This window comes from Bradyrhizobium sp. Crot121 (assembly GCF_059512385.1).
Map to the genome: position 1 here is coordinate 24,134 of NZ_JCAMOR010000025.1, position 23,618 is coordinate 47,751.

The following is a 23,618-nucleotide window of genomic DNA, read 5'->3' on the forward strand; positions in this document are numbered from 1 at the left end:
AACGATGGCGCTGGCCGCAGCGCTGGCGATTGCGCTGGCGGGCCTGCCGCGCGCGGCCGGCGCCGAAACGGTGCTGCGCATCGGCATGACCGCTGCCGATATTCCGCGCACGCTCGGGCAGCCCGATCAGGGCTTCGAAGGCAACCGCTTCACCGGGCTCACGATGTACGATGCGCTGACGATGTGGGACTTGTCGTCATCAGACAAGGCGAGCGTCGTCATTCCCGGCCTTGCGACCGAGTGGAAGGTCGACGATGCCGACAAGAAGAAATGGATCTTCAAGCTGCGCCCCGCCGTCACCTTCCATGACGGCTCGCCGTTCAATGCCGATGCCGTTGTCTGGAATGTCGACAAGGTGCTCAAGCAGGATGCACCGCAGTTCGATCCGAGCCAGGTCGGCGTCACCGCCTCGCGCATGCCGACGCTGGCCTCGGCCCGCAAGATCGACGACATGACGGTCGAACTCACCACCAAGGAGCCGGACAGCTTCCTGCCGATCAACCTGACCAATCTGTTCATGGCGAGCCCGGCAAAGTGGCAGAAGTTCTATGACACCTCCGAAGGCGCCGACGCCAAGGCGAAATCGCAGGCCGCCTGGGCCGCGTTCGCCAAGGACGCCTCCGGCACCGGGCCGTGGAAGATGACGAAATTCACGCCGCGCGAGCGGCTCGAACTCGCCAAGAACGCTGCCTATTGGGACAAGGCGCGCGTTCCGAAGGTCGACAAGATGGTGCTGCTGCCGATGCCGGAAGCCAATGCGCGCACTGCGGCGCTGCTCTCCGGTCAGGTCGACTGGGTCGAGGCGCCGGCGCCGGATGCGCTGCCCGAGATCAAGCAGCGCGGCTTCGTGCTCTACAGCAATGAAGAGCCGCATGTCTGGCCCTGGCAGTTCTCCCGCATCGAGGGCTCGCCGTGGAACGACATTCGCGTCCGCAAGGCCGCCAATCTCTGTGTCGATCGTGAAGGTCTGCGCGACGGCCTGCTTGCCGGGTTGATGGTGCCCGCGACTGGCACCTTCGAGCCGGGCCATCCCTGGCGCGGCAATCCGACCTTCCAGATCAAGTATGACAAGCCTGCCGCGCAGAAGCTGATGCAGGAAGCAGGCTACGGTCCGAACAAGAAGCTGACGGTGAAGATCCAGACCTCTGCTTCAGGTTCTGGCCAGATGCTGCCATTGCCGATGAACGAATATCTGCAGCAGGCGCTCGCCGAATGCTATTTCGACGTGCAGCTCGACGTGATCGAATGGAACACGCTGTTCACCAATTGGCGACGCGGTGCCAAGGACCCGACCGCCAATGGCTCCAACGCCACCAACGTCACCTATGCGGCGATGGACCCGTTCTTCGCGCTGGTGCGCTTCCTGCAATCGTCGATGGCGCCGCCGGTGTCGAACAATTGGGGCTATATCAATAACCCCAAGTTCGATGAACTCGTGACCAAGGCCCGCCAGAGCTTCGATCCCGCCGCGCGCGATGCGGCGCTCGCCGAGCTGCATGCGGCCTCCGTCGATGATGCGGCGTTCCTTTACGTCGCCCACGACGTTGCGCCGCGCGCGATGAGCCCGAAGGTCAAGGGTTTCGTGCAGCCGAAGAGCTGGTTCGTCGATTTTTCGCCGGTCTCGATGACGCAGTAAGGCCTGCACTGCTCTATCCTTCGTCATGCCCGGGCTTGACCCGGGCATCCACGCCCTTCTTGCTTTGTCATTCCGGGTTCGCCCTGCGGGCGCCCCGGAGTAACTGGGGCAAGTGGATAGGCGTGGATGGCCGGGACAAGCCCGGCCATGACGGATGAGAGACGCATGCACAAATCAGAGTAACGCTCGTGTTTACCTATATCGCCAGACGCATCGTCTATGTGATCCCGATCGTCATCAGCGTCGCGCTGGTGTGTTTCCTGCTCGTGCACATCACGCCCGGCGATCCCCTGGTCGCGGTGCTGCCGGCCGACGCCTCGCAGGAGCTGGCGCAGCAATTGCGCACCGCGTATGGCTTCGACCGTCCGCTGCCGGTGCAGTTCGGGCTATGGCTGTGGCGCGCTGTGCACGGTGATCTCGGCAGTTCCATCGCGACCGGCCGGCCCGTGCTGTCGGAAGTGATGCGCGCCGTCGGCAATACCGTGACGCTCGCGATTTTTGCGGCGATGATCGGCTTCACGCTCGGGCTATTGTTCGGGCTGATCGCCGGCTATTTCCGCGATAGCTGGATCGACAAGCTCGCGACTTCGTTTGCGATCGCCGGCGTCTCGGTGCCGCATTACTGGCTCGGCATGGTGCTGGTGATCATCTTCTCGGTGCAGCTCAACTGGCTGCCCGCGGTCGGCGCTGGTCCTGGCGGCTCCGGTGCGTGGGCGTGGGACTGGGATCATTTGCGCTACCTGATCCTGCCTGCGGTCACGAGCTCGGTGATCCCGATGGGCATCGTCACCCGCACGGTGCGCGCGCTGACCGGTGATATCCTGTCGCAGGATTTCGTCGAGGCCTTGCGCGCCAAGGGCCTGCGCGAGACCAACGTGTTCCGCCACGTCATCAAGAACGCGGCCCCCACCGCGCTCGCGGTGATGGGATTGCAACTCGGCTACATGCTCGGGGGCTCGATCCTGATCGAGACCGTGTTCTCCTGGCCGGGCTCGGGACTGCTGCTCAACTCCGCGATCTTCCAGCGCGACCTGCCGCTGTTGCAGGGCACGATCCTGGTGCTGGCGCTGTTCTTCGTGCTGCTCAACCTCCTGGTCGATATCACGCAGGCCGCGATCGACCCGCGGATCAAGCGAGGCTAGCGCGATGAGCACGATCACCGATCTCGCACTGCAAGCAGCCCCCGCGACGAAGGCGCGCGGCTATTGGGCCACCGTCGGCCGCCGCATCATGCGCGACAAGGTCAGCATGGCCTGCGCGCTCATTCTGATCCTGATCTTTGCAGCGGCACTGTTGGCGCCATGGCTCGGGCTCGCCGATCCCTACCAGGGCTCGATGATCCGCCGCCTGCGCCACATCGGTACGCCAGGCTATCTGCTCGGCACCGACGAGCTCGGCCGCGATATGCTGTCGCGTCTGGTCTATGGCGGGCGGCTGTCGCTGATCATCGGCATCCTGCCCGTGATCTTGGCCTTCGTGATCGGCACCGGCCTCGGGCTGGTCGCGGGTTATGTCGGCGGCAAGCTCAATACCGCGATCATGCGCACCATCGACGTGTTCTACGCCTTCCCCTCGGTGCTGCTGGCGATCGCGATCTCCGGAGCGCTGGGCGCGGGCATCGTCAACTCCATCGTATCGCTCACCGTCGTGTTCGTGCCGCAGATCACCCGCGTTGCCGAAAGCGTCACCACCGGCGTACGCAACATGGATTTCGTCGAAGCCGCGCGCGCCTCCGGTGCCGGTCCGCTCACCATCATGCGCGTGCACATGCTCGGCAATGTGCTGGGTCCGATCTTCGTCTACGCCACCGGCCTGATCTCGGTATCGATGATCCTCGCCGCAGGCTTGTCGTTCCTTGGCCTCGGCACCAAGCCGCCGGAGCCGGAATGGGGCCTGATGCTGAACACGCTGCGCACGGCGATCTACGTCAATCCCTGGGTCGCGGCGCTGCCGGGCGTGATGATCTTCGCCGTCTCGATCTGCTTCAACCTGCTGAGCGACGGCATGCGCAGCGCCATGGACATCAGGAACTAAAGCGATGAGATCGACTAGAGCTATCTCCGCAGCGGTCCCCACCTCTCCCAAAGGGAGAGGTGGGATCGCATCGCGAGATGCGATCCGGGTGAGGGGTTACGCTCCATCGAGGGACCGGCACCCCCTCACCCGGCGCTGCGCGCCGACCTCTCCCCAGTGGGGAGAGGTGAACCTGGAGGCCCCGCATGAGTAACCCAGTCGACATGCTCACTCCGATCGAGGACGTCGGTGGCGCCGCGCAGCCATTGCTTCAGGTGAAAGGCCTGACCAAGCACTTCCCTGTGCGCGGCGAATTGTTCAGTGCGCGCAAGACCGTGCGGGCCGTCGATAACGTTTCCTTCGCAATCGCCAAGGGCGAGACCGTCGGCATCGTCGGCGAGTCCGGTTGCGGCAAGTCGACCACCGCACGCCTCCTGATGCACCTGATGAAGCGCGATTCCGGCGAGATCATCTATGACGGCATGCAGGTCGGCCGCGCGCTGTCGCTGCGCGAATTGCGCCGGGGCATGCAGATGGTGTTCCAGGACAGCTACGCCTCGCTCAATCCGCGCCTCACCATCGAGGAATCCATCGCCTTCGGTCCGAAGGTGCATGGCATGGCAGATAGCGTCGCCCGCGCGCTGGCGCGCGAGCTGCTCGGCAAGGTGGGTCTGCGGCCGGAAAACTTCGCCAATCGCTATCCGCACGAAATCTCCGGCGGCCAACGCCAGCGCGTCAACATCGCGCGTGCATTGGCGCTGTCGCCGCGGCTCGTGATTCTGGATGAAGCCGTTTCCGCACTCGACAAATCGGTTGAGGCGCAGGTGCTCAACCTGCTCGCGGATTTGAAGCGCGAGTTCGGCCTGACCTATCTCTTCATCAGCCACGACCTCAATGTCGTCCGCTACATCTCCGATCGTGTGCTGGTGATGTATCTCGGCGAAGTCGTCGAGCTCGGCCCGGTCGACAAGGTCTGGGACCAGCCCGCGCATCCTTATACGCGCGCACTGCTGGCTGCGATGCCATCCTCCGATCCGGACAAGCGGACCGAGGTGCCGCCGATCTCGGGCGATCCGCCGAACCCGATCGATCCGCCGCCGGGCTGCCGGTTTCACACCCGCTGCCCGTTTGCGGAGCCGCTCTGCGCAAAAGCCACTCCACAATTGACCACGCTCGATAGTACGGGTCATCAGGCGGCGTGCTACATGGCTATTCCGGGCTCGGGGCACAGCCGCGCACCGGCAAGGGAGGAAGAGGCGGCATGACGAAACCCAGTCCGAAGGAAGCTACGGCGATGGCCGACGTCGCGGGCGTTCCCATCGACGGCGAAGCTGCCGCGCGCATTTCCAATTCGATCAGCCCGGCCTTCGCCGGCTTCGCGCCGGTCGCCGGCACGCTGCCGTTCGATCTCGAGCCCGCGAGCTTCCTGCTCGCGCAGACCGCGAAGGTGTCGAAATGAGCAGCGAACTCGCCTTGATGTCGCTGACTGCGGTCGCGAAAGCGATCGCCGAGAAGAAAGTCTCCTCGCGCGAGGTGACGCGAGCCTTGCTGCACCGCATCGCGGAATGGCAGCCCAAGCTCAATGCCTTCCTGGCGATCGAATCCGAACAGGCGCTCGCCGCCGCCGACCAAGCGGATGCGGAACTCGCGAAGGGCAAGAGCCGCGGTGTGCTGCACGGCGTGCCGCTCGCTCACAAGGACATGTATTACGAGGCCGGCAAGGTCGTGACCTGCGGTTCGCTGATCCGCCGTGACTTTGTCGCCAAGACCACGGCGACCGCGCTGCAGCGATTGAAGGATGCCGGCAGCATCCGGCTCGGCTCGCTGCAGATGGTCGAGTTCGCCTACGGCCCGACCGGCCACAATGTGCATTACGGCCCCGTCCGTAATCCCTGGAACGTAGCTCATATCACCGGCGGCTCCTCCTCCGGCTCCGGCTCGGCGGTCGCAGCAAGGTTGACCTCCGCGGCGCTGGGATCGGACACCGGCGGCTCGGTCCGGATGCCCGCGCATTTCTGCGGCGTCACCGGACTGAAGACGACCGTCGGGCGCGTCAGCCGCGCCGGTGCAATGCCGCTGTCGCAATCGCTCGACACCGTCGGCCCCTTGGCGCAAACGGCTGAGGATTGCGCGCTGCTGCTCGGCCTGATGGCGGGTAGCGACCCCGAGGATCCGACCGCCTCGACGCTGCCGGTGCCGGACTATCTGGAAGCGACCAAGGGCTCGCTGAAAGGCCTCAAGATCGGCCTGCCCACCGCATTCTACGTCGACGATCTCGATTCCGAGGTGGCGCGCATCCTCGACGAGACCATCGCCGTTCTCAAGCGGGAGGGCGCGGAAGTCATGAAGGTCGAGTTGCCCGACCAGCGCCAGCTCAGTTCGGCATCCCAGCTCGTGCTTGCCGCCGAGGCGGCCGCCTTCCACAAGCGCTGGATGATCGAGCGTCCGCAGGATTACGGCGCGCAGGTGTTGATGCGGCTGCAGAACGGGCTCGCCGTTCCCGCCGTCAGCTATCTCGAGGCGATGCGCTGGCGCGGTCCGGCGCTCGCCGCCTATAATGCCGCGGTCGCCGGCGTGGATGCGGTGATCGCGCCGGCAGCGCCGGTGCCTGCGCCCACCATCGCCGAGAGCGATGTCGGCAACGGCCCTGGCGCCGAAGCGGTGATCCAGCGGCTGACGCGCTTCACCCGCCCGGTCAACTATCTCGGCCTGCCGTCGCTGGCGATCCCCTCGGGCTTCACCCGCACGGGGCTCCCGGTCGGCATGCAACTGATCGGCCGCTCCTTCGAGGAAGCCGTGCTGCTTCGCATCGGCGCGGCGTTCCAGCGGGCCACCGATTTCCACGCCAAGGTGCCGAAGCTCGCATGACCAATCTTGTCGAAGTCCGGAATCTCAACATCCGCTTCACCGGCGAACGCACGGTGCACGCCGTCAATGACCTCAGCCTGTCGCTTCGTGAGGGCGAGGTGCTCGGCCTGCTCGGCGAGTCCGGCTCCGGCAAGAGCGTCACGCTGCGCGCGCTGATGCGGCTGTTGCCGAAGAAGCGGACGCAGATTTCGGGCAGCGTCAAGGTGCTGGGACAGGACGTGCTCGGGATGGACGACGAGGCGCTGTCGAATTTTCGCGGCCAGACCGTCTCGATGATCTTCCAGGAGCCGGCGCTTGCGCTTGATCCGGTCTACACCATCGGCCGCCAGATCGCGGAAACCGTGATGCGGCATGAGGGCAAGAGCGAGCGCGAGGCGACGGCGCGTGCGCTCGAGATGCTGGAGGTGGTGCGCATTCCCTCCGCCAAGCGCCGGCTCGACTCCTATCCGCACGAGATGTCGGGCGGCATGCGCCAGCGCGCGATGATCGCGCTCGCGCTCGCCTGCAAGCCGAAGATCCTGCTCGCGGACGAGCCGACCACCGCGCTCGATGCCACCGTGCAAATCCAGATCCTGCTGCTGCTGCGCGAATTGCAGCGCGAATTCGGCATGTCCGTGATCTTCGTGACCCACGACATCGGGGTCGCGATCGAGATCTGCGACCGCGTCGCGGTCATGTATGCCGGGCAGATCGTCGAGCAGGGCAGTCTCCGCGGCATCGTGCGTTCCCCGGTCCACCCCTACGCCAAGGGCCTGCTCGCCTCGACCATCCATGGTGCCAAGCGCGGGGAGCTGCTGGAGACGATTCCGGGCACGCCGCCCTCGCTTGACCGCGCGCCGACCAGTTGCTCCTTCGCGCCGCGCTGCAGCCTGGCGCAGCCGCGCTGCTCCGAGCAGTTGCCGGCCGCCGTTCAGGTGGCGCCGGACCGTATCGCGCGCTGCGTGCTCGCCGAAGTCTCTCTCCGTAGCCCGGGTGAAGCGCTAGCGTAACCCGGGGACCACTCGCCAACGCCGACGCAGTTGTCCCGGGTTGCGCGTTCCGCTCCACCCGGGCTACGAAGCCGGGCCGTCATTAACCTTCCTGGACGGTTGCGCGGTGCGGAACTGTGCCGAAATTAACGCAACGAGAATGCGCCTGCCGCGACATAAATAGACGCTGGCCACAAACATCGGTAAAACGTGGTCAATACTTGACCCTTTTTGCAGAGATAAGCATTCATGGCAGCCGCTCCCGGCGTCCGGCGTTCCGAACTCGGCGATGCGTTGCGCGCGTGCCGCGCCGCCTTCATCGGCGTCGGCCTGATGAGCTGCGTGATCAACGTCCTCTATCTGACCGGCTCGATCTTCATGCTGGAGGTCTACGACCGCGTGCTGCCGAGCCGGAGCGTGCCGACCCTGGTCGGCCTGGTCGTGCTCGCTGCCGGGCTTTACATCGCGCAGGGGATGCTTGATCTCCTGCGCGGACGGATCCTGGGGCGGATCGGCACCTCGCTGGACGAGGCGATCAACGCGCGTGTGTTCGACACCATCGTGCGCCTGCCGCTCGTCATGGGCAATCGCACCGAAGGCCTGCAGCCATTGCGCGATCTCGACAATGTCAGATCGTTTCTCGGCAGCCAGGGGCCGGGCGCGTTCTTCGACCTGCCGTGGCTGCCGCTCTATATGGCGATCTGCTTCGCCTTCCACTGGCTGCTCGGCGTCACCGCGCTGGTCGGCGCGATCATCCTGATCACGCTGACGCTGGTCACCGAATTCATGTCGCGCAGACCTGCCAAGGAGGCGATGACGCTCGCCGCCCGTCGCAATGATCTCGCCGCGTCGAGCCGCCGCAATGCCGAAGTGCTGGTTGCGATGGGCATGTCCGGCCGGCTGCAGCGGCGCTGGAGCGAGGCCAATGAGAATTATCTCGCGGGCAACCAGCGCGCGAGCGACGTCGCCGGCGGCCTCGGCGCGGTCGCCAAGGTGTTGCGCATGATGCTGCAGTCCGCGGTGCTCGCGGTCGGCGCTTATCTCGTCATCTTCCAGGAGGCGACTGGCGGCATCATCATCGCGGGTTCCATCCTCAGCGCCCGCGCGCTGGCGCCGATCGATCTCGCGATCGCGCATTGGAAGGCGTTTGTCGCCGCGCGGCAGAGCTGGGAGCGTCTCAGCCGCCTGCTGCAGCAGATGCCGCCGGCCGGCACTCAGACCTTGCTGCAGGCGCCGACCAAACGGCTGTCGGTCGAGGCCGTCTCGCTTGCGGCACCGGGCGACCAGCGGGTGATCGTGGCCGAAGTGGCGTTCGCGCTCGAAGCCGGCAGTGGCGTCGGCATCATCGGTCCCAGCGGCTCAGGCAAGTCATCGCTGGTGCGCGCGCTGGTCGGCGTCTGGATGCCGTTTCGCGGCAAGGTGCGGCTCGATGGCGCCGCGCTCGACCAATGGTCGCCGGACGTGCTGGGCCGCTACGTCGGCTATCTGCCGCAGGACGTCGAACTGTTCGCGGGCACGGTGGCGCAGAACATCTGTCGCTTCGATTCCGAGGCGAAGTCGGACGACATCATCGCCGCCGCCAAGGAGGCCGGCGTGCACGAGATGATCATCAAGATGCGCGAGGGCTACGACACGCAAGTCGGCGAGCACGGCACGGCGCTGTCGGCCGGCCAGGCGCAGCGGATCGCGCTGGCGCGCGCGCTCTATGGCGATCCGTTCCTGATCGTGCTGGACGAGCCGAACTCCAATCTCGATAGCGAAGGCGACGAGGCGCTGACGCGGGCGGTGCGCTCGGCGCGCGAGCGCGGCGCCATTGTGGTGGTGGTGGCGCACCGGCCGATCGGGATCGAGGGTGTCGACCAGATCCTGGTGCTGAAGGAAGGCCGCATGCAGGCCTTTGGCCCGAAGGAAACCGTGCTGGCGCAGGTGCTGCAGCCGCGCGTCGCGCCGGCGCCGCCGATCAAGATCGTCTCCGACGCGGGAGCCAAATCATGAGCGAAGAATTGCGCGGGGCGCGACGCTCGATCCGGCTGCATCTGATCGTGGGCCTCGTCGTCGTGCTGGTGGTGGCGGGCGGCTTCGGCGGCTGGGCCTCTACTGTGCCGATCTCGGGCGCCTTGATTGCGCCGGGTTCGGTGGTGGTCGATTCCAACGTCAAGAAGGTGCAGCACCCGACCGGCGGCGTGGTCGGCGAAGTCCGCGTGCGCGACGGCGATCTCGTCAAGACCGGCGATATCGTGGTGCGGCTGGACGAGACGGTGGTGAAAGCGAGCCTTGCGATCGTGGTCAAGACGCTCAACGGGCTCTATGCGCGCGCGGCGCGTCTGGAGGCCGAGCAACAGGGCCGCGACAAGATCGCCTTTCCGAAAGCCCTGGCCGGCCGCGCCGAGGATCCCGACGTCCGCGACGTCCTGGCGAGCGAAACCAAGCTGTTCGAGGTCCGCGTCAACGGCCGCATCGGCCAGAAGGCGCAACTGCGCGAGCGCGTCACCCAGCTCAACGAGGAGATCGAGGGTCTGAAGGCGCAGGAGGCTGCCAAGGACAAGGAGATCGAGCTGGTGCAGAAGGAGCTGGTCGGCGTCCGGCAGCTGTTTGACCAGCATCTCGTGCAGCTCACGCGGCTGACCACGCTCGAGCGCGACGCCGCGCGGCTTGCCGGCGAGCGTGCGCAATACATCGCCGCCCGCGCGCAGGCCAAGGGCAAGATCACCGAGACCGAGCTGCAGATCATCCAGGTCGACAAGGACATGCTGGCCGAGGTCTCCAAGGATCTGCGCGAGACCAACGACAAGATCGGCGAATTCGTGGAGCGCAAGGTGACCGCCGAAGACCAGCTCCGCCGCATCGATATCCGCGCACCGCAGGACGGCATGGTGCTGCAGTCGACGGTGCACACCGTCGGCGGCGTGATCACCGCGGGCGATGCCATCATGATGATCGTGCCGCAGGCTGATGCTCTCTCGGTGGAGGCCAAGGTCAATCCGCAGGATATCGACAAGCTGCAGATCGGCCAGAAGACGCTTCTGCGCCTGTCGGCCTTCAATCAGCGCACTACGCCGGAGATCAGCGGCGTCGTCACCCGCGTCTCGGCCGACGTCACCACCGACCAGCGCACGGGGCAAAGCTTCTACACCATCCGCGTCTCGATGCCGTCGGACGAGATCAAGCGCCTCGGAGACGTCAAGATCATCCCTGGCATGCCGGTCGAAGCTTTTGTTCAGACCGGAGACCGCACCATGCTGTCCTATTTGATGAAGCCCTTGAGCGACCAGTTCATGCGCTCGTTCCGGGAGAAGTGATAGTTGCGCAGCGGGGCCTCATGCTCCGAGACGCCGCTTGCGCGGCTCCTCAGGATGAGGGGATGGTCCTGAAGGATGGGACAGGCCTGACCCTCATGGTGAGGAGCCGCGAAGCGGGCGTCTCGAACCATGAGGCCACCGGCGCGGCCACACACGCCCCGTTACCGCGACAAATTCTCCAACAGCAAACTCAGCGCCGCCTTCGCAAACGCCTGCATGTTGGCTTGCCGGTCGCAGCTCGCGGTCTCGAGCGTGATCACCGTCTCCACAGGTCCCGCCACCGCCATGCAGCTATGGCCCGCCGCGTCGCCGTAGCGATTGCCGGTGGGGCCCGCCGCGCCGGTTTCGGAGAGGCCCCAGTCGGTCGCAAGGCGCGTGCGGATCTGGCTCGCGAGCAGCTTTGCGTAAGGTTCCGATGCCGAGCGGATGCCCTTCATCGTCTCGTTGGGAATGTCCATCAGCGCGCGCCGCGCATCGCGGGTGTAGATCACGCCGCCGCCGATGAAATAGGCCGAAGCGCCGGGCACGGCGAGCAGCGCGGCCGAGATCAGGCCGCCGGTCGAGGATTCCGCCACTGCAATCGTCTGCTTTCGCTCGATCAGTTTCGCGGCGATCTTTTCCGCAATGGACACCAGTTCGTTCATCGGCCGCCTCTCTTGTTGTTTGCCATGAAAATTCTCCGGGGCGTCCTGCCTTCCTAGCACACCACTTCGGCTCCTGCCGAGTTGCGGGCCAAAGGCAGGCCTGCTTGAATGCAGAGCAATCAACGGGCGCGGCGCACGCGCTTAAACGAGGAAACGTCATGACGTCGCCGATCGCGGGTGGCGTGGATTGCGATCTGCATCCCGCCGTGCCTCATCTGACCAGCCTGCTGCCGTACATGAACGACTACTGGCGCGACCAGGTGACGACGCGCGGCATGACGGATCTGCTGTCGCAATCCTATCCGGTCAATTCGCCGATCTCGGCGCGGCCGGATTGGCGGCCGGCGCAGGGCAAGCCGGGCTCCGATCTTGCCGACATGCAGCGCCAGGCGCTCGACAAATTCGCTGTCGCCTATGGCATCTGCAATCCGCTCTATGGCGTGCAGATGGTGTTCAGCGAGGACATGGCTGATGCCTTCTGCCGCGCGCTGAACGGTTGGCTCGCCAAGGAATGGCTCGACAAGGACGATCGGCTGCGCGGCTCGATCGTGATCCCCGTGCAAAGCATCGAGAAATCCGTGAAGGAGATCGAGCGCTGCGCGCAAGATCCGCGCTTCGTCCAGGTGCTGATGCTGGTCATGGGCGACATGCCGCTCGGCAAGCGGCACTACTGGCCGATCTATGCCGCGGCGGAACGGCTGGGCCTGCCGATCGGCGTGCATGCCGGCAGCGCCTATCACAACCCGCCGACCTCGGTCGGCTGGGGTTCCTACCACATCGAGGACTATGTCGCGCAGGCGCAGGCGTTCCAGACGCAACTCACCAGCCTGATCATCGAGGGCGTGTTCGCCCGCCACCCGAATTTGAAAATGGTGATGCTGGAAAGCGGCTTCACCTGGTTGCCGCCCTATCTCTGGCGCTTGCACAAGTTCTGGCGCGGCGTCCGCATGGAAACGCCGTGGGTCGACCGCGCGCCATTGGAGATTGTGCGCAGCAACATCCGCTTCTCGCTGCAGCCGGTCGACGCACCGCCGGACGGCGAGACGCTGAACCGCCTGTTCGATCATATGCAGTCGGACGAATTGCTCCTATTCTCGACTGACTATCCGCACTGGCAATTCGACGGCGACGAGGCGCTGCCGAAAGGGATTTCGCCCGACCTGGTCCGCAAGATCATGATCGACAATCCGCTCGCAACCTACACGCGCTTGAAGCAATCGGTGAAAGAGGTGGCGCCATGAATATCCAGATTCGTGAACGTCCGGAGGCTGGGTCTGCCAGCATCAAGACCGCGATCGCCGATTGCGACATCCATCCGGCGCGCGCCACCCAGACTGAGCTCTATCCATTCCTCGCCAAGCGCTGGCACGCACATCTCGAAACCTTCGGCGTCCACGCCTATCAGGGCATGATGGGTGGTCCGCCCTATCCCAAGGCGCAGCCGAATGCGTCGCGTCGCGACGCCTATCCGCCGGAGGGCGGTCCACAGGGCTCTTCGCTTTCCTTCATGCAGCAACAGCATCTTGATCCGAACAATGTTGTGCTCGGCGTGCTCAATCCGCTCAACACCGGGCAGGGCATCCGAAATCAGGATCTGGCGGCGGCGATCTGTTCCGCGATCAACGACTGGCAAATCGAGAAATGGACCAGCAAGGACCAGCGCCTCAAGGGCTCGGTCGTCGTTGCCAATGAGGACGGGCAGGCTGCGGCCGCGGAGATCCGCAGGCGCGCAGGGGACAAGAACTTCGTGCAGGTGCTGCTGCTGAGCCGCAATGTCGAGCCGCTCGGCCAGCGCCGCTATTGGCCGATCTATGAGGCGGCGGAGGAAGCCGGGCTTCCGGTCGGTGTGCATGCCTTCGGCTTCGGCGGCAATCCCATCACCGCCTCGGGCTGGCCGAGCTTCTACATCGAGGAGATGGTCGGCCATTCGCAGTGCCAGCAGACCGCGCTGGCGAGCCTCGTGCTCGAAGGCGTGTTCGAGCGCTTCCCGAAATTGAAGATGGTGATGGTCGAGGCCGGCTTCGGCTGGGCGCCGTCGCTGGCCTGGCGGCTCGACAAGGTGTTCGAGCGCCTGCATGCCGAGGTGCCGCATCTGAGGCGCAAGCCGTCGGACTATATCCGCGACCACATCTGGTGGACCACGCAGCCGATGGAGGATCCGGAGCGGCGCGAGCATCTGTTCCAGACCATCGAATGGATCGGCTGGGACAGGCTGTTGTTCGCGACCGATTATCCGCATTGGGACTATGACGAGCCCTCGCGCGTGCTGCCGGCCGGCGTCAGCGACGCCAACAAGCAGGCGTTCTATCTCGACAATGCGCGCAAGCTGTACGGACTTTCTTGATGGCGAGGCATGTGGTTGCCCCGGTGAATGAACTGCCGCCGGGCACGAGGAAGTTCCTGGAGATCGACGGCCGGCCCATCGCGGTCTTCAACGTCAAGGGCGAGTTCTTCGGCCTTCTGAACCGCTGCCCGCATCAGGGTGCCTCGCTGTGCGAGGGACCGCTGATCGGGCTCGCGCAATCGTCCGATCCCGGCGAGATCGGATACACGAAGCTCGGCGAGATCATCCGCTGTCCCTGGCACGGCTGGGAATTCGACATCCGCACCGGCCAGTCCTACTGCGAGCCCAAGCGCTTCCGTGCGCGGGCCTATCCGGTCAAGGTCGAGCCGGGCACGAATCTGGTGAAGGGGCCGTACGTTGCGGAGACGATCGCGGTCTCCGTGGAAAGCGATTACGTGGTGGTGGATTTATAGCTCGCTGTCATTCCGGGGCGCGCCACCGGGTCCGCGCAAAGCGCGGCCCGATGACAGGCTCCGCGGGAGCCCGGAATCCATTTCACCGCTTGTACTGGCGGCCGGATGGATTCCGGGCTCGCCGCTTCGCGGCGCCCCGGAATGACAACGGAGGCGAGAGTGTCGTAGAGTGGCCAAAGCGCAGCGTGCCCACCATTTCATGCTGCTCGCGATGGTGGGCACGCTGCGCTTTGCCCACCCTACGGCTTCGCGCCCCCCGGCAATCTTCCATCAGGCGGCGACCGCTTCGCGCGTCTCGACTTTCTCGCCGCGGCGATAGACGGTCAAGGTCGCGATGATGCCGAGCGTTGCCGCCAACATCAGCCAGAAGCCCGGTGAAGCCTTGTCGCCGGTGTGGTCGATCAGCCAGGTCGAGGCAAACGGCGTAAAGGTGCCGAACAGCGCTGCCGCCAGTGCAAAAGCCAGCGAGAAGCAGGTGGTACGCACATGTGACGGCACGATCTCGACCAGGCAGCCGAGCATGGTGCCGCTGTAGACGCCGAAATAGAACGAGAACATCATCTCGACCGCCAGCATCTTGCCGAAGCTCGGCGCGGCCACCAGCCAGTGCAGCGCCGGATAGGCGGTTACCAAGGAAAGCCCGGCGATCGTCAGCAGCACCGGCTTGCGGCCGAGCCGATCGGAGACCGCGCCGCCGACCGGGTTCCAGATGAAGTTGGTCACCGCCACCAGCAGCGTGACCACCAGCGCGTCCTGCGTCGACAGTTTCAGCACGTTCTTGCCGAAGGTCGGCGTGTAGACGGTGACGAAATAGAAGGTCGTGGTGGTCAGGATCGCGATCATCATGCCGAGGATCACGATGCGCCAGTTCGCGAGCGCCGACGCGAACACCTCGGATGCGGTCGGATGCCGCTTCATGGCGAGGAACGCCGGCGTTTCCTCCAGCGTCCGCCGCAGCACGAAGATGAAGGGGATGATCAGGCAGCCGATGAAGAACGGAATGCGCCAGCCCCAGGCTGCCACCGTCGCCGGCGGGATTATCTCGCTCAGGACATAGCCGACGATCGCGGCGACGAAGATCGCGACCTGCTGGCTCGCCGACTGGAATGAGGTGTAGAAGCCGCGGTTGCCGGGAGTAGCGATCTCCGACAGATAGACCGAGACGCCGCCGAGCTCGACGCCCGCGGAAAAGCCCTGCAGCAAGCGGCCGATCAGCACGATGACCGGCGCGGCAATGCCGATCGTCGCATAGGTCGGGCAGATCGCGATCACCACTGTGCCCACAGCCATGATCGCGAGCGTGACGATCAAGCCCTTGCGGCGTCCGATGCGGTCGATATAGGCCCCCAGCACGATCGCGCCGACCGGGCGCATCAGCGCGCCGAGCCAGAACACGCCGAACGTGTTGAGCAGCGAGGCGGTCTCGTTGTCGGACGGGAAGAACGCCTTGCCGATCGCGCTCGCATAGAAGCCGAACAGGAAGAAATCGAACTGCTCGAGGAAATTGCCGCTGGTCGCGCGCAGGATGGCGCCGATGCGCGATTTGATCTGCGGTATCTCTGCCGTACTCGTTGGCGCCATGCGCGTTTTCTCCCCGGGCTGCGACGAAAAGCCTCGTCTGCGCGGCAATTTGGCACAGCTATGCGGCGCGACCAACCCGCAAACGCGTCGGTCACCCGGAAATCTGCAGGTTTTTCAGGACTTCAGGCCTTGCCTTGGGCCGAGGCCACCATCCACTGCCGGAATGCCGCGAGCTTCGGCGAATCAGCGCGCGCCTGCGGCGAGACCAGGTAGAAGCCGGCATCGGCGGGGAGCGTGATCTTGAAGGGGACCACCAGCCGCCCCTTGGCGATGTCGTCCTGCACATAAGATGTCCGGCCCATGGCGACGCCGATGCCGTCGATCGCGGCCTGGATGGTCATGAAGATCAGGTCGAAGGTGATGCCCGGCTGCTTTGAGAGGTCGGCCGGCAGCCCGGCCGCCGTCAGCCACAGCCGCCAGTCGTCGCTGTTGGCGTTGCTGGTGTGCAAGAGCACGTGGCCGCGGAGGTCTTCAGGGCATTTCAGCGGCTTCTCACCTTTAAGCAGGGACGGGCTGCAGACCGGAAACAGCTCGTCCGCCATCAGCCAGTCGGCGCGCAATCCCTGCCACTGGCCGCGGCCGTAGCGGATCGCGGCGTCGACATTGTCGCGCTGGAAGTCGACCAGGCTGGTCGAGGTGGTGATGCGGACGTCAATGCCGGGATGCGCCTCCTGGAACGTGGAAAGCCGCGGCAGCAGCCATTTTGCGGCGAGCGAGGCCAGCGTCGAGACCGTCAGCACGTGGTCGTCCTCGCGCCGCAGCAGCCGGTCGGTGGCAAGCTTCAGGTCGTTGAAGGCGGCGCGGACGCCGGGGAGATATTCGGCCGCTTTTGGCGTCAACGTCAGCGCTCGGTTCTGCCGCACGAACAGCCGGACGCCGAGCTCCTGCTCGAGCCGCTTGATCTGATGGCTGATCGCGGTCTGTGTCACGTTCAGCTCGGCGGCGGCCTGGGTGAAGCTCAGGTGCCGCGCCGCGGCCTCGAAGGCCCGCAATCCGTTCAGCGAAGGCAGCCTGGCGGTCATCTCCCGCATCTCTCCTTATATATGAGTTTATCTCATGTGATGCGGCACAAAGTGTCGTTTGTGCAAGGCCACAACAGCGCAGATATTTCGGGTAACAGATTTTAGCTATAGGAGCCGAGCATGTCCACTTGCACCCATGAATCGATGATAAATCATCATGGACAGGGCCTGTTCGCACAGGCTTTGACCCAATTGAGCGAGACCCTTCACGTCTGGCGTCAGCGCTATGAGATGCGCCGCGAACTGGCCCAATGGTCGGAGCGCGATCTCCACGACATCGGCAAGTCCTGGAGCGATGTCGCTTATGAAGCCGAGAAACCCTTCTGGCGGGCATGAGGTGACGCCAATGCCGGCGTCGCCTCTGTGGAGGGACGCCGGCTCATTTTTTCCGGAGAGCGTGTCATGACCAGCCTGCGTCTCGACGATCTCAAGCAGTATTCGGACGTGCTGCATTCGCGCAGCGGCGACGAGATCACCGTGCGTTTCGTCGAGCCGCGCGATGCGGAGGAACTGCAGAATTACTTCCGCTCGCTCTCGACCCGCTCCCGCTACAATCGCTTCTTTGGCGCCATGCGCGAGCTGCCGAAGAACGTGCTGGAAAACTTTGTCCATGTCGGCGAGCGCGAGCAGTTCAGCGTCGTCGCCACCGTGACGGTCGACGGCTTCGAAATCATCGTCGGCGAAGCGCGCTATGCCTTCCATGCGGAGGATGCGAGCATCGAGTTCGGCGTCTCGATCGACGACCGCTGGCAGGGCCGGGGCATCGGCCGGGCGCTGTTGAAGAATCTCGAATGCCGTGCCGCCGCGCTCGGCGCTGCACGGCTGTTCGGCGACACCTTGCGTTCCAATGACGCCATGATCGGGCTGGCAAAAAAAGGCGGTTACACCTTCGCCAACAGCCCGGGCGACTGGAAGCTGGTGCGCTTCGCGAAACACATCGCTATCGAACCGCAGGATATCCCATGTGCCAGTTGGCGGCTCGCTGCTGCCGACAAGGCCGCTTTCTCCTCGCTTGCGGTTTGATCACTGGCCCGGTTCTGGCCGCCCCAGAACCGGGCTTTTTTCTTTTTGTTGTTTAGCGCGTAGCCCGGATGGAGCGAAGCGCAATCCGGGATTTGTAGCTGCCGCGCGCGAGATCCCCGGATTACGCTTCGCTCCATCCGGGCTACGCACCGCGCTAGAACTTCTCCACCCAGGGGCGCAGCTCCACTTCCCAGGTCCAGGCACTGCGCGGTTGCTGCAGCACGTTCCAGTAGCTGAGAGCAATCGCGTCGGGATCGAGCATCGAATCCGGATGACCTTCCGGATCAGGGCGCGTCTTGCTGCGGATGCCGCCGTCGATGACAAAATGCGCGACATGGATGCCCTGCGGCGAAAGTTCGCGCGCCATGCTCTGCGCCAGTCCGCGCAGCGCGAACTTCCCCATCGCGAACGACGATGATTGCGCATACCCTTTGACGCTGGCCGAAGCGCCCGTGAACAGGATCGCGCCATGCTTGTTCGGCAGCATGCGCTTTGCGGCCTGCTGCGCCACCAGAAAGCCGCCGAAGGCCGAGACTGCGATGGCGTTGGCGACATCGGCCGGCACGAGGTCGACCAGCGGGCCGCGCGCCCGCGCGCTTGCGTTATAGACCACGAGGTCGGGCGTTCCGATCTCGCGCTCGACCAGGCCGAACAGACGTTCGACTTCGTCGGCGTCCGTTGCGTTGCAGGTAAAGGCCCGCGCGCCGGTCTCGGTGCAGAGTGCGCCGAGCTTTTCGATCTGCCGTGCGGCCAGCGCCACGCGAATTCCTTCGCGCGAAAATAGCCGCGCCAGCGAAGCGCTCAGGCCTTCGCCGACACCGACGATCAGGGCGGTCTTGTATTTTGGGGTTTCCATGAGCTTTCCTTGAACTGCCGGAGAAGATTTTGCTTGGCAGGGCGACATCCCGGCATTCGATGTGCGATAGTCTCCTCCAACAGATGAGGAAACGAACCAGAGATTTCAATGCAGCCGCTGAAACAACATCTAAACGCCGATATGGCCAACCAGCCGGGCCGGCTCGCGCCCGACACCTCGGGCATGAATTTCTACCAGGCTGATCCGGCGCTTCAGGACCTGCTGCGACTGCACCTGCCGGATGCGCTGTTTCGTCATATCGAGCCGCATCTCGATCGGCTCGGCGCGCTCGCCGGCGGCCCGCTCGATGAATGCGCGCGGCTTGCCGACCGCCATGTGCCGGTGCTGCACCAGCGCGACAAGTTTGGTCGCGACGTGCAGTGGATCGAATATCACCCGGCCTATCGCGAATTGGAGAAGGCCGCGTTCGGCGAGTTCGGTATTCACGCGATGTCGATCCGCAAGGGCATTTTGGGTTGGCCGGATAAATATCCTGTGGTGGCAAAACACGCCTTCACGTTCCTGTTCAACCAGACCGAATTCGGCATGGGCTGTCCGATCAACGTCACCGACGGCTGCGCAAAGCTGCTCGCGAATTTCGGCAGTGAGGCGCTCAAGACAAAATACCTCGATGGCCTGACCCAGACCGATATGGAAAAGCTGACCCAAGGCGGTCAGTTCATGACCGAGAAGGAAGGCGGCTCCGACGTCGGCACGCTGACGACGACTGCCGTGCAGGAGGGCGATCACTGGCGCCTCTATGGCGAGAAATGGTTCTGCTCGAATGCGGACGCCAAGGTCGTGATGCTGTTGGCGCGGCCGGAAGGCGCCGGCCCCGGCACGCGTGGCGTCGGGTTGTTCCTGATGCCGCGCTTCCTCGATGACGGCTCGCAGAACCGCTACCGGATCGTGCGGCTCAAGGACAAGCTTGGCACGCGCTCGATGGCGTCAGGCGAGATCAAGCTCGAAGGCGCGATCGCCTATGCGGTCGGCAAGCTCGATCGCGGCTTCGTGCAGATGGCCGAGATGGTCAACTCGTCGCGGCTATCCAATGGCGTCAAGTCGACTGCGCTGATGCGACGCGCGTATCATGATGCGATGACGGTGGCGAAGGGCCGCGTCGTGTTCGGCAGCCGCATCATCGACCTGCCGCTGGCGCGGCGGCAACTGATGAAGATCATGCTCGCAACCGAGCAGGCGCTGTCGATGAGCTTCCTGACCGCCGATGCGCTCGACCGCGCCGAGGCCGGCAGCCAGGACGCCGCGGCGCTGCTCCGCATCCTGACGCCGACCTTGAAATTCCGCGCCACCCGCGATGCGCGAAAAGTCTGTGGCGATGCGATGGAGATGCGCGGCGGCATCGGCTACATCGAGGAATTCGCCACCGCGCGGCTGTTGCGCGACGCGCATCTCGGCTCGATCTGGGAAGGCACCGGCAACATCGTCGCGATCGATGCCTTGAAGCGCGCCGTCGGCCGCCATGGCGCCGACGCGGCACTTGCCGCGGATCTCCACGCGCGGCTCGATGACAGCGCCAATGCGCCGCAGGCCTGGCGCAGCCGTCTGCATGAACTCACCGACCGCGCCATCGGCTTTGCACGCGAGGTTGCCAGCCGCATCGACAACGAAGCGGAAGCACGTCGTGCGACCAGCCTGCTTTACCACGTGGCAAGCGCGGTGACTCTCGCCTGGGAAGGCGGGCGCATCCATGAGATGTGCGGCGATGCACGGCGGCTGTTGCTATCGCGCCTGGTGATTGATCATCGCGTAGCGACCCACGATCCGTTCCGGCTAGCGGAAAATACCGCATCGCGCGCCATCACCGATCACCTGCTCGGCGAGCGTGCCGTCGGCATGGCCGAGGTTGGCGAATTGCTTCTCGCGGCGTAGGCTGTCTCTGCACCTCTCCCAAAGGGAGAGGTGCAGAGAGCGCGTCATAATAAAACAACAGAGGGGAAATACCGATGAAGGCCGCCGTCCTGTACGAAGTCAACAAGCCGCTCGTGATCGAGGACGTCAGCCTGCCAAATCCCGGACCGCGCGAAGTCTTGATCCGCACTTCCGTCGCCGGTCTCTGTCATTCCGATCTGCACTTCATAGAGGGACTCTATCCGCATCCGCTGCCTGCCGTGCTCGGCCATGAATCCGCCGGCGTGGTGGAGAAGGTCGGCTCCGATGTGAACTATGTGAAGCCGGGCGATCATGTCGTGACCTGCCTCTCGGTGTTCTGCGGCACGTGCGACAACTGCACCACCGGCCGTACCGTGCTCTGCACTGATACCACCGTGAAGATGCTGCCGGGTGCTTCCAATCGCCTGCAATGGAACAGGCCGGAGAAATTGAACCAGTTCCTCAATCTCTCGTCCTTTGCCGAGCAGATGCTGGTGCATGAGAATGCGATCGTGAAGATCCGCAAGGACATGCCGCTCGAGTTCGCAGCCCTGATCGGCTGCGGCGTCATCACCGGCTATGGTGCGGTCGTGAACACCGCGAGGGTGCAAGCCGGCGAGACGGTGGCAGTGATCGGCTGCGGCGGCGTCGGCATGGCCGCGATCAACGGCGCCGAGATCGCAGGTGCCGGGCGCATCATCGCGATCGATACCAATCCCGCGAAACTGCAGCTCGCAACCAAGCTCGGCGCCACCGACATCATCGATCCCAGGAATGGCGATGTGGTGCAGCAGGTGCGTGAGCTCACCGGCGGCGGCGTGCATCATTCTTTCGAGGTGCTGGGCCGCAAGGAGACCGCCGAGCAGGCCTTCGGCATGCTCGCAGCCGGCGGCACCGCGACCATCGTCGGCATGATCCCGTACGGCCAGAAGATCGAACTGCACGGCTTCGATTTCCTGCGCGAGCGCCGCATCCAGGGCTCGTCGATGGGCTCCAACCATTTTCGCGTCGACATGCCGCGCCTGGTCGAGTTCTACATGCGCGGCAAATTGCACCTGGAAGATTGGATCTCGGCCAAGCTGAAACTGTCCGAGATCAACGATGGCTTCGCCAACATGAAAGCCGGCAAGACGCTCCGCAGCGTCATCATGTTCGATAGTTGAGGCACTCTCTGTACGTCATGCCCGGGCTTGACCTGGGCATCCATCAATCTCCCGCAAAGAAGTCCTTGTTGGCGATGGATTGCCGGGTCAAGCCCGGCAATGACGGCTGTACGTCACGGCGTTACATGCACCGAGTTTTCCGCCCGCCATTGCGAGGAGCGAAGCGACGAAGCAATCCATCCATCCGCGAGCGTGGATGGATTGCTTCGCGGAGCCTGTCATCGGGCGCGCGTACGCGCGACCCGTTGGCTCGCATGACGCTAGTCGTCAAACATCTTCGGCGGCACGAAGCCGCCGAATTCGCGCTCGATCAATTCCGCCAGCTTCAGCGGCGTGCGGTCTTCCAGCCAGGGCCCCACGATCTGCACGCCGACCGGCAATCCGTCCGGCGCGAAGCCGGTCGGAATCGCCGTTGATGGAAGCCCAGGCAGCGTCGCGATTCCGGGCCAGGCGAGCTGGTCGGGATAGGCATATCCTTTGCCGTCAATCATGATGCGGCGCTTCTCCTGCTCGGGCGAGTGGTCGTGCGGATAGGCCGGCGTCGGCATGATCGGGCAGATCACCGCATCGAAGGTCTTGAACAGTTCGCGCCATTGCGCGCGGAGCCGGGTGCGGCCGCCGTCGGCCATCACCCAGTCGCGATGATTGAGCGCGATGCCGCGCAGCCGTTCGGCGGCGAGGCTGGTATCGCTCTCCGGTAGAGCCGCGGCGGCCTGCTTGGCCCCCTCATAGAGGTCGGGCGCGAAAGAAGCGGCGAGGAACGACATCAGTATCCGCATATAGAGCCGGCTCGATGCGGCGAAGTCCGGCAACAGCTTGCTCTGGCGCTCGACCTTGACGTCTGCCTTGGCGAGGTTGGCCGCGAGCTTTTCGATCGAGCCGCGTACCACCGAATCCGTTGGCATCACCGGGTCAGTATCGATCAGCAGCACGCGGAAGTCTTTCAGCGCGGCATGTCGCGGCGCCGGCAGTTCGAGCCGGTAGGCGCTGGAGTCGAGCGGATCGGGGCCAGCGATCGCATCGAGCAGCAACGTCAGATCGACCGCGCTACGCGCCATCGGGCCGATCACCGAGAGATCGCGATTGAATGGCAGCGGCGGCAGGGGAGGGGGCGTGTGACCGCGCGACGGCGCCAGTGCGTAGGTCGGCTTGTGCGCATAGACGCCGCAATGAAATGCCGGTACGCGCAATGAGCCGCCGATGTCGGAGCCGAGCGAGAGCGGGCCGTAACCTGCGGCGAGCGCGGCCGACGATCCGCCGGACGAGCCGCCCGGCGTGCGGCCGAGGTCGTAAGGGTTGTTGGTGGTGCCGTAGATGTCGTTGTAGCTCTGCCAGTCGCCGAGGGCGAGCGGCACGTTGGTCTTGCCGAGGATCACCGCGCCGGCATCCTTGACCCGCGCGACCGAGAGTGCGTCCTCGGTCGGCGTGAAATTCTTCTGTTCGGGAATGCCCCAGGTCGTCGGCAGGCCGGCGATGTTATAGGACTCCTTCACCGTAATGGGGATGCCGAGCAGCGGCTTTTGTTCGCCGCGGGCAAGAGCTGCATCGGCGGCGCGCGCCGCTGATAGCGCGCGATCGAAATCGCGCACGCAGACCGCATTGATCTTCGCATCGTGACGCTCGATCCGGCCGATCGCATCCTGCGTCAGTTCGACGGCGGATACCTGCTTTGCGGCGAGCGCCGCCGATATCTCGACCGCAGTCTTGAAACTCCATTGCGATTTGGCCAAGGCAGACTCCCAATGTGATGACTGGTCCGGCAGGGATGATGATTGCTTTGCCTGAGGCCCGCAAGCGTGAGGCATCACACATCATCGCGACGCGTGATCATCGCCGATCTGACAGCACCGATGCTTGACAGGAATTGCTAGAGCATGATCCGGAAAAGTGGACACCGG

General features: G+C 64.6%; 21 protein-coding genes. 16 read left to right on the forward strand and 5 right to left on the reverse strand.

Annotated elements, in window-relative coordinates; genetic code table 11:
• Positions 1-4: 4 nt before the first annotated feature.
• From AC5ZGW_RS21940 to AC5ZGW_RS21980, 9 genes are all read left to right on the forward strand, one after another.
• Complete coding sequence (locus AC5ZGW_RS21940; protein WP_463327367.1) at positions 5-1,636, forward strand: ABC transporter substrate-binding protein; 1,632 nt, start codon at positions 5-7, stop codon at positions 1,634-1,636.
• A 188-nt stretch (positions 1,637-1,824) separates the two neighbouring features.
• Positions 1,825-2,778: an ABC transporter permease gene (locus tag AC5ZGW_RS21945; protein ID WP_130225844.1), complete on the forward strand. Its 954-nt coding sequence runs from the start codon at positions 1,825-1,827 to the stop codon at positions 2,776-2,778.
• A gap of 4 nt (positions 2,779-2,782) precedes the next feature.
• Positions 2,783-3,670 (forward strand): ABC transporter permease, encoded by an 888-nt coding sequence (locus AC5ZGW_RS21950; RefSeq protein ID WP_130225845.1) that lies wholly within the window; start codon positions 2,783-2,785, stop codon positions 3,668-3,670.
• A gap of 185 nt (positions 3,671-3,855) precedes the next feature.
• Positions 3,856-4,914 (forward strand): ABC transporter ATP-binding protein, encoded by a 1,059-nt coding sequence (locus tag AC5ZGW_RS21955; protein WP_165435207.1) that lies wholly within the window; start codon positions 3,856-3,858, stop codon positions 4,912-4,914.
• Complete coding sequence (locus AC5ZGW_RS21960; RefSeq protein WP_130225846.1) at positions 4,911-5,108, forward strand: hypothetical protein; 198 nt, start codon at positions 4,911-4,913, stop codon at positions 5,106-5,108. Before AC5ZGW_RS21955 ends, AC5ZGW_RS21960 begins: the two co-directional genes overlap by 4 nt.
• Positions 5,105-6,517, forward strand: coding sequence for an amidase (locus AC5ZGW_RS21965; protein WP_130225847.1), 1,413 nt, complete (start codon positions 5,105-5,107; stop codon positions 6,515-6,517). Before AC5ZGW_RS21960 ends, AC5ZGW_RS21965 begins: the two co-directional genes overlap by 4 nt.
• Positions 6,514-7,506, forward strand: coding sequence for an ABC transporter ATP-binding protein (locus AC5ZGW_RS21970; protein ID WP_130225848.1), 993 nt, complete (start codon positions 6,514-6,516; stop codon positions 7,504-7,506). Before AC5ZGW_RS21965 ends, AC5ZGW_RS21970 begins: the two co-directional genes overlap by 4 nt.
• Before the next feature lie 228 nt (positions 7,507-7,734).
• Positions 7,735-9,480 (forward strand): type I secretion system permease/ATPase, encoded by a 1,746-nt coding sequence (locus AC5ZGW_RS21975; protein ID WP_130225849.1) that lies wholly within the window; start codon positions 7,735-7,737, stop codon positions 9,478-9,480.
• Positions 9,477-10,784, forward strand: a complete 1,308-nt coding sequence (locus tag AC5ZGW_RS21980) for an HlyD family type I secretion periplasmic adaptor subunit (protein WP_130225850.1) — start codon at positions 9,477-9,479, stop codon at positions 10,782-10,784. The genes AC5ZGW_RS21975 and AC5ZGW_RS21980 overlap by 4 nt, the downstream gene beginning before the upstream one ends.
• Before the next feature lie 161 nt (positions 10,785-10,945).
• On the opposite strand, the gene AC5ZGW_RS21985 is transcribed toward AC5ZGW_RS21980, so the two are convergent.
• Positions 10,946-11,428, reverse strand: coding sequence for a CinA family protein (locus tag AC5ZGW_RS21985; protein WP_130225851.1), 483 nt, complete (start codon positions 11,426-11,428; stop codon positions 10,946-10,948).
• Between the two features lie 158 nt (positions 11,429-11,586).
• On the opposite strand from AC5ZGW_RS21985, the gene AC5ZGW_RS21990 reads away from it, so the two are divergent.
• Genes AC5ZGW_RS21990 through AC5ZGW_RS22000 form a run of 3 tightly spaced genes read left to right on the forward strand, consistent with a single transcriptional unit; the run spans position 11,587 to position 14,185 of the window.
• Complete coding sequence (locus AC5ZGW_RS21990) at positions 11,587-12,669, forward strand: amidohydrolase family protein (RefSeq protein ID WP_130225852.1); 1,083 nt, start codon at positions 11,587-11,589, stop codon at positions 12,667-12,669.
• Complete coding sequence (locus AC5ZGW_RS21995; RefSeq protein ID WP_130225853.1) at positions 12,666-13,772, forward strand: amidohydrolase family protein; 1,107 nt, start codon at positions 12,666-12,668, stop codon at positions 13,770-13,772. Before AC5ZGW_RS21990 ends, AC5ZGW_RS21995 begins: the two co-directional genes overlap by 4 nt.
• The gene (locus AC5ZGW_RS22000) at positions 13,772-14,185 is read left to right on the forward strand and encodes a Rieske (2Fe-2S) protein (protein WP_130225854.1); all 414 of its coding nucleotides are present in this window, start codon (positions 13,772-13,774) and stop codon (positions 14,183-14,185) included. The genes AC5ZGW_RS21995 and AC5ZGW_RS22000 overlap by 1 nt, the downstream gene beginning before the upstream one ends.
• A gap of 270 nt (positions 14,186-14,455) precedes the next feature.
• On the opposite strand, the gene AC5ZGW_RS22005 is transcribed toward AC5ZGW_RS22000, so the two are convergent.
• A complete protein-coding gene (locus AC5ZGW_RS22005; protein WP_130225855.1) occupies positions 14,456-15,766 on the reverse strand; it encodes an MFS transporter in 1,311 nt (436 codons plus the stop codon).
• A 122-nt stretch (positions 15,767-15,888) separates the two neighbouring features.
• The gene (locus AC5ZGW_RS22010; RefSeq protein ID WP_130225856.1) at positions 15,889-16,788 is read right to left on the reverse strand and encodes a transcriptional regulator GcvA; all 900 of its coding nucleotides are present in this window, start codon (positions 16,786-16,788) and stop codon (positions 15,889-15,891) included.
• 120 nt (positions 16,789-16,908) lie between these two features.
• Between AC5ZGW_RS22010 and AC5ZGW_RS22015 the strand changes: the two genes are divergently transcribed.
• Positions 16,909-17,124, forward strand: coding sequence for a DUF1127 domain-containing protein (locus tag AC5ZGW_RS22015; RefSeq protein WP_130225857.1), 216 nt, complete (start codon positions 16,909-16,911; stop codon positions 17,122-17,124).
• A 66-nt stretch (positions 17,125-17,190) separates the two neighbouring features.
• The gene (locus AC5ZGW_RS22020; protein WP_130225858.1) at positions 17,191-17,811 is read left to right on the forward strand and encodes a GNAT family N-acetyltransferase; all 621 of its coding nucleotides are present in this window, start codon (positions 17,191-17,193) and stop codon (positions 17,809-17,811) included.
• 154 nt (positions 17,812-17,965) lie between these two features.
• Here AC5ZGW_RS22020 and AC5ZGW_RS22025 read toward each other — a convergent pair whose 3' ends face one another.
• Entirely contained in the window at positions 17,966-18,667 is a 702-nt protein-coding gene (locus AC5ZGW_RS22025) for an SDR family NAD(P)-dependent oxidoreductase (protein ID WP_130225859.1), read from the reverse strand.
• Positions 18,668-18,775: 108 nt separating this feature from the next.
• On the opposite strand from AC5ZGW_RS22025, the gene AC5ZGW_RS22030 reads away from it, so the two are divergent.
• Positions 18,776-20,557 carry an acyl-CoA dehydrogenase family protein gene (locus AC5ZGW_RS22030; protein ID WP_130225860.1) on the forward strand — a complete coding sequence of 594 codons (1,782 nt, stop codon included), beginning with the start codon at positions 18,776-18,778 and terminating at the stop codon, positions 20,555-20,557.
• Positions 20,558-20,631: 74 nt separating this feature from the next.
• Positions 20,632-21,720, forward strand: coding sequence for a Zn-dependent alcohol dehydrogenase (locus AC5ZGW_RS22035; RefSeq protein ID WP_130225861.1), 1,089 nt, complete (start codon positions 20,632-20,634; stop codon positions 21,718-21,720).
• Positions 21,721-21,980: 260 nt separating this feature from the next.
• Here AC5ZGW_RS22035 and AC5ZGW_RS22040 read toward each other — a convergent pair whose 3' ends face one another.
• Positions 21,981-23,450 carry an amidase gene (locus AC5ZGW_RS22040; RefSeq protein WP_130225862.1) on the reverse strand — a complete coding sequence of 490 codons (1,470 nt, stop codon included), beginning with the start codon at positions 23,448-23,450 and terminating at the stop codon, positions 21,981-21,983.
• Positions 23,451-23,618: the final 168 nt, after the last annotated feature.